Annotated in this window: 3 protein-coding genes, 1 tRNA gene and 1 pseudogene; 4 read left to right on the top strand and 1 reads right to left on the bottom strand. The window is 69.4% G+C overall.

Annotated elements, in window-relative coordinates; all coding sequences use genetic code 11:
- Positions 1 to 999 (bottom strand): multicopper oxidase domain-containing protein (locus AC2W7M_RS17905; protein WP_486133734.1); only part of this gene is annotated, 999 nt, incomplete at its 3' end.
- 1,229 nt (positions 1,000 to 2,228) lie between these two features.
- Here AC2W7M_RS17905 and AC2W7M_RS17900 point away from each other — a divergent pair.
- The 4 genes and pseudogenes from AC2W7M_RS17900 (at position 2,229) to clpX (ending at position 6,285) form a co-directional block, all read left to right on the top strand.
- Positions 2,229 to 2,314 (top strand) — tRNA-Leu (locus tag AC2W7M_RS17900).
- A gap of 173 nt (positions 2,315 to 2,487) precedes the next feature.
- Positions 2,488 to 3,840 carry a trigger factor gene (gene tig / locus AC2W7M_RS17895; protein WP_486133732.1) on the top strand — a complete coding sequence of 451 codons (1,353 nt, stop codon included), beginning with the start codon at positions 2,488 to 2,490 and terminating at the stop codon, positions 3,838 to 3,840.
- Between the two features lie 78 nt (positions 3,841 to 3,918).
- Positions 3,919 to 4,551: pseudogene (locus AC2W7M_RS17890) on the top strand (ATP-dependent Clp protease proteolytic subunit); the annotation flags it as partial.
- 465 nt (positions 4,552 to 5,016) lie between these two features.
- Complete coding sequence (gene clpX, locus AC2W7M_RS17885) at positions 5,017 to 6,285, top strand: ATP-dependent Clp protease ATP-binding subunit ClpX (RefSeq protein WP_121622302.1); 1,269 nt, start codon at positions 5,017 to 5,019, stop codon at positions 6,283 to 6,285.
- Positions 6,286 to 6,387 lie beyond the last annotated feature (102 nt).

Below are 6,387 nucleotides of genomic sequence, written 5' to 3'. Positions count from 1 at the left end.
CAAAGGGTGAGGGGGTCCGGCCGCCGGGCGGCGGGGAACCGGCACCCTCAGGCGGGCGTGACCTCGAAGGCGCGGCTCGTTCACCACCGCGCCGTCGCCCACCCGCTGGGCGATGATCGGCCAGCGGCCGGGCGCCTCCGCCACGAAGGCGACCCGCACCGTGCTCTTCGGCCCCACCGGCACGGTGTCGTGCCACCAGGGCTTCCAGCCGTCGTCCATGCCGTCCAAGAGGCGCACCGCCGTGCCCTGGATATGCACCGAAACCGGCGCCTCCATGGTGTTGGCGAGGGTGAGCACCACCGTCCGCCCCGTCTTCACGGAGCCGACCGACGTGGGGCCGACCGCGCTTTCGCCGATCGGCACCTCGAAGCGCGCCGCGTTCTGGAGCGGGATCTCCTTCGGCAGCGCGTTGGGCGGCAGCGGCGGGGGCGGGCCGTCCGGCGCGGTGCCGGCGGGACCGACCGGCGCGATCACCGCGAGGCGGATGGGATCCTGCGCGGTCTCCAGCTCGACGATGGAGACGTCCGCGTCATCGAGCGTCGCCGCCACGTCCACCCGCCCTCCCGGCGGCAGCTGGAGGCGGCCGTCCTTCAGCGCGAACGGCTCGGCCGGCTGGCCGTCCACCGCGATCACATACGCCGCCGGGCCGCGGACCCGCACGCGGAGCATCAGCGTGGTGGCATTGATGAATCGCAGCCGCGCCCGGCCGTCCGCCGGCCCCTGGAAGGTGGGCGAGATGGCGCCGTTGACCGGGAAGATCGGCAGGCCGGTCTCGGGCGGGAAGGACTGGATGAACAGCACATGGTCGGCGGCGTAGAGCGCCGGGCCGGGCTCCTCCACCACCAGAGCGCCCGCGAGCGCGCGCCGCGCGAGGGCGGGATTGGCGGCGTGATACCAGAAGGTGCCGGCGTCCGGCGCCGTGATGCTGACGGTGCCGCTCTTGCCGCCCGCCACCGGCGCCGCGGCGAGGGACGCGCCGGCCGAGCACGCGCAGGCCATGCCAGATGAGCGCGATGTCCTCCTTCAGGCCGTTGGCGAGATTGAGGTTCAGCGTGCCGCCCTTCTTCAGGCGCAGCACCGGCCCCGGCAGGCTCTGGTTGAACAGCGCGACGCCGGCCCGGACCGGCGAGTTCGGGGCGCGCGGCCTCGGCGGCCGCGAGATCGACGGAGACCGGCGCCGGTACCGGCGGCGTTCCCCGCAGCGGGGGGCCGGCGCGCCCGGGGCCTGGGGCGGCAGGCAAGACCGCCGGTGGCGGGCAGGAGGAGGGTGGCGGCCGCGCCCTTGAGGAGGACATGCGTCGGGTGGGGGCAAGGGGTTGCTCACGCTGGGCTCTCCGCGGCTCGTTTTCGCGGACCATCTTACGGCGCCGGAAAAAGGGCAAGCGCCATTCGCTGGCCGAGCGCCCCCAGCCCCCAAAGCGGCCCCACCTTCCACCAGCCGCTTCGCATCGGCCCCACCGCGCCAACCGTCCCAACCGCCGTCATGCACCGACGTGATCGGAGCATCCACGCGCCGGGTCCGGGCGGGCGGTTGGGTCCTTGGGCCTTCGGGTCAAGCCCGAGGGCGACGGCGGGGAGGGGCGGCGATGGGGGGAAGAGCCGGCGGTGCCCTGGCCTAAGCCACCGTCATGCCCCGCTCGTCCGGGGCATCCACCCTTCCTTCTGCGTGCGGCCCAAGAATGAGGCGCCGGCCCGGCCGCTGAGTGGATCCCCCGGACAAGCCGGGGGATGACGGCGGGGACGCGGGTAAGGGGGCGCCAAATACCCAACCGCCGTCATGCTCCAGGCAGCCGTCATGCACCGACGTGATCGGAGCATCCACGCGCCGGGTCCGGGCGGGCGGTTGGGTCCTTGGGCCTTCGGGTCAAGCCCGAGGGCGACGGCGGGGCGGGGCGGTAAGGGCGCCGCGGGCTGTGCGCTGCCGCCATTTTCTTGCTGCGCGCGGGCGCGGGCGTGATATAAGCCGCCACTCTGATCGGCGCTCCGGCGACCGGTCTGCGCCGTGGTGCGCGCCCGGCGCCGGCCCGTCCGGTTCCAGGGCACGCGCGAGGCGAAGCCGGGGACGGGCGAGGCCCGCGGGTCCGGGCGCGGAAATTCCAGATCCGGAAGTTCCTGGCGCGGACCGGCGGCTTGTCCGGCCGGATGTCCCGTGCCGCGCGCCGGTTTCGGCGGGTGGGCGCGGGACGGCGTGCTTCGGCCGGATCGCTTCGGCCGGAGAGCTTCGGCTGGCGGGCGTGGCGGAACTGGTAGACGCGCGGGATTTAGGTTCCCGTGACGATGAGTCGTGGGGGTTCGAGCCCCTCCGCCCGCACCATCTCGCCGGCGCCTGCGTGGCGCGGGCCGTCCTTCGCAGGATGTCCGCGCGCGGGCCGGTTTGCGGAACCGGCCGGGGACAGGAATTGAACGCGGTCTGCGCCGGGCGCGGGTCCCGCACAGGGTGAGACAGGGACCGCGCCGGACGCGGCCCAGGACAGGTAAGGCAAGACGATGCAGGTGACCGAGACCCAAGCCGAAGGCCTCAAGCGCGCGTTCCGCGTGGTGGTTCCCGCCACCGAGCTGGACGCCAAGGCGACGGCGCGCCTCTCCGACCTCAAGGACAAGGTCAAGCTCAACGGCTTCCGCCCGGGCAAGGTGCCGGTGGCGCACCTGAAGCGGGTCTACGGCAAGTCGGTGATGGCCGAGGTGATCGAGCAGACCGTGACCGAGGCGAACGGCAAGATCGTCGAGGACAACGGCTTCCGTCTCGCCCTCCAGCCCAAGGTGGCGCTGCCCGAGGACCAGGACGAGGTGAAGGGCGTCATCGAGGGCGAGAAGGACCTCACCTACACCGTCGAGCTGGAGCTGCTGCCGAAGATCGAGCTGGGCAACTTCAAGGAGCTGAAGGTCGAGAAGCCGGTGGTCGAGGTGAGCGACGCCGAGGTGGACGAGACCATCGCCCGCATCGCCGACGCCAACCGCCCCTACAGCCCCAAGGACGGCGCCGCCGCCAAGGGCGACCGGGTCAGCGTCGACTTCGTCGGCACCATGGACGGCGAGAAGTTCGAGGGCGGCTCGGGCGAGGACGTCCAGGTGGTGATCGGCTCCAACAGCTTCATCCCCGGCTTCGAGGAGCAGCTCGAGGGCATCAATGTGGGCGAGACCCGCACCGTGAGCGTCTCCTTCCCCGAGGCCTATGCCGCCCGCGCGCTGGCCGGCAAGCCGGCCTCGTTCGAGGTGACCGCCAAGGCGATCGAGGTGCCGGGCGAGCTGGTGCTCGACGACGAGTTCGCCAAGACTCTCGGCCAGGAGAGCCTCGCCAAGCTCAAGGAGCTGGTGCGCCAGCGCATCGAGAGCGAGCATGCCGGCGTCGCCCGCCAGAAGATCAAGCGCACGCTGCTGGACGCGCTCGACGCCGCGCACCAGTTCGACGTGCCCGCGGGCCTGGTCGAGCAGGAATTCGCCGGCGTGTGGGAGCAGGTGAAGCAGGACCTCGCCGCCCAGAACCGCACCTTCGCCGACGAGGACACCACCGAGGACGAGGCGCAGGCGGAATACCGCAGGATCGCCGAGCGCCGGGTGCGCCTCGGCCTGGTCCTTGCGGAAATCGGCGAGCGCAACAATATCCAGGTCTCCGACGACGAAGTGACTCGCGCCGTGGTCGAGCGCGCGCGTCAGTTCCCCGGCCAGGAGCAGCAGGTGTGGGACTATTATCGCCGCAATCCCCAGGCGATGGCGTCCGTGCGTGCGCCCCTGTTCGAGGAGAAGGTGGTCGACTTCCTGCTGGAGCTCGCCGACGTGACCGAGAAGAAGGTCACCCGGGAGGAGCTCTACAAGGAAGATGAGGACGAGAAGGCGGCCTGATCCCGTCGGGCCGGCTTCGCTGAACTTGCGAACGCGCGCGGCGGATTTGTCCCTCCGCCCGCGCCCCGAGGATTAGAAATGCGCGATCCCGTCGATACTTATATGAATTACCTCATCCCCATGGTGGTCGAGCAGACCAACCGGGGTGAGCGCTCGTACGACATTTTCTCGCGCCTCCTGAAGGAGCGCATCCTGTTTCTGACCGGCCCGGTCGAGGACGGCATGGCGACGCTCGCCGTGGCCCAGCTCCTGTTCCTCGAGGCGGACAATCCGAAGAAGGAAATCTCGATGTACATCAACTCCCCCGGGGGAGTGGTGACGTCGGGCCTCGCGATCTACGACACCATGCAGTTCATCAAGCCGGCGGTGTCGACGCTGTGCATCGGCCAGGCGGCCTCCATGGGCTCGCTGCTGCTGACCGCGGGCGAGAAGGGCATGCGCTTCGCGCTCCCCAACGCGCGAATCATGGTGCACCAGCCGTCCGGCGGCTTCCAGGGCCAGGTGACGGACATCATGCTCCACGCCCAGGAGATCCTCAGCCTGAAGAAGCGGCTGAATGAAATCTATGTGAAGCACACCGGCCAGCCCTTCGAGGCGATCGAGAACGCGCTCGAGCGCGACAACTTCATGACCTCCGAGGCCGCCAAGGACTTCGGGCTCATCGATTCGGTGATCGACAAGCGCCCGACCGACGAGACCGCCAAGGCGCCTGAGTGCGGCCCAGCTGAAGTTCGTCGCACCACAGACCGGCAGGCTCACGAATGGCCGCGCCCTGATCGGGCGCGGCAGCACGCCGCATGCGGGCGGAATTCGCGCTTGCGTGCAGTGCAAGATCGCGCTTGCATGGTCCATAGCCGGCATCGACACGTCGCGTCGTCGGCCTCCCCCGCTCAGCGTCGAGGGGCTGCGCCGCGACGGTGCCCAAGGTTCGGGCCGATGCCGGGAACGATGCGGACCGGGTGCGCGGCGGCACTCCTTGTTATCCGGAAGGACGACCTTCCGGGGGAAACCCTGCCGTCTGCCTTGATCGTGTCGCCAGAGGGTGGTTGGCTCAGGCTGACCGCAATGACGGAATGCGGGATTGGCGAGCTTCTTGCTTGGTCCAATCCCCAATCGGGTCCGTAGGAAGGGGACGCGCATGTGCCCCCGAAACCGTCGGACCGCAGGAGACGTGAGATGAGCAAGACCGGCGGCAGCGACAGCAAGAACACGCTTTACTGCTCGTTCTGCGGCAAGAGCCAGCATGAGGTCAGGAAGCTCATCGCCGGACCGACCGTGTTCATCTGCGACGAGTGCGTCGAGCTGTGCATGGACATCATCCGGGAAGAGTCGAAGTCCTCTCTGGTGAAGTCGCGGGATGGCATCCCCACCCCGAAGGAGATCCGCAAGGTCCTCGATGACTATGTCATCGGCCAGGACCACGCGAAGAAGGTCCTCTCGGTGGCGGTGCACAACCACTACAAGCGCCTCAACCACGCCACCAAGCACGGCGACGTGGAACTCGCGAAGTCCAACATCCTGCTGATCGGCCCCACCGGCTCCGGCAAGACGCTGCTCGCGCAGACCCTGGCGCGCATCCTCGACGTGCCCTTCACCATGGCCGACGCCACCACGCTGACCGAAGCCGGCTACGTGGGCGAGGACGTGGAGAACATCATCCTCAAGCTGCTCCAGGCGGCCGACTACAATGTCGAGCGGGCGCAGCGCGGCATCGTCTATATCGACGAAATCGACAAGATCAGTCGCAAGTCCGACAATCCGTCCATCACCCGCGACGTCTCGGGCGAGGGCGTGCAGCAGGCGCTGCTGAAGATCATGGAAGGCACGGTGGCCTCGGTCCCGCCCCAGGGCGGCCGCAAGCACCCGCAGCAGGAATTCCTGCAGGTGGACACCACCAACATCCTGTTCATCTGCGGCGGCGCCTTCGCCGGGCTCGACAAGATCATCTCCTCGCGCTCGAAGGGGTCAACCTCCATCGGCTTCCAGGCCAAGGTGGCCCCGCCCGAGGATCGCCGCCCCGGCGAGGTGTTCCGCGAGGTGGAGCCCGAGGATCTGCTGAAGTACGGCCTGATCCCCGAGTTCATCGGCCGCCTGCCCGTGCTGGCGACGTTGGGTGACCTCGACGAGGAGGCGCTGAAGAAGATCCTCTCCGAGCCGAAGAACGCTCTGGTGAAGCAGTATCAGCGCCTGTTCGAGATGGAGAATGTGGACCTCACCATCCACGAGGAGGCCCTCGGCGCCATCGCCCGCAAGGCGATCGAGCGCAAGACCGGCGCCCGCGGCCTCAGGTCGATCATGGAGGGCATCCTGCTCGACACCATGTTCGATTTGCCCGGCCTGGAAGGCGTCGAGGAGGTGGTGATCTCCAAGGAGGTCGTCGAGCAGAACGCCCGCCCGCTCTACATCTATGCGGACCGCGTGGGCGACGCAGGCGCCAGTGCGTGACGCCCTGAGGCCCACTTTGCCCCCCCGCACGACTTGCGCGGGGCAGGCGGGGCGCTTGGGACGAGACGGCGGGCGCGACCGGCGGCGACCTCCACCGGGTCC

The organism is Xanthobacter sp. BG11Y11_SDJG (genome assembly GCF_057364445.1).
This window is presented reverse-complemented; position numbering and strand designations above follow the sequence as displayed.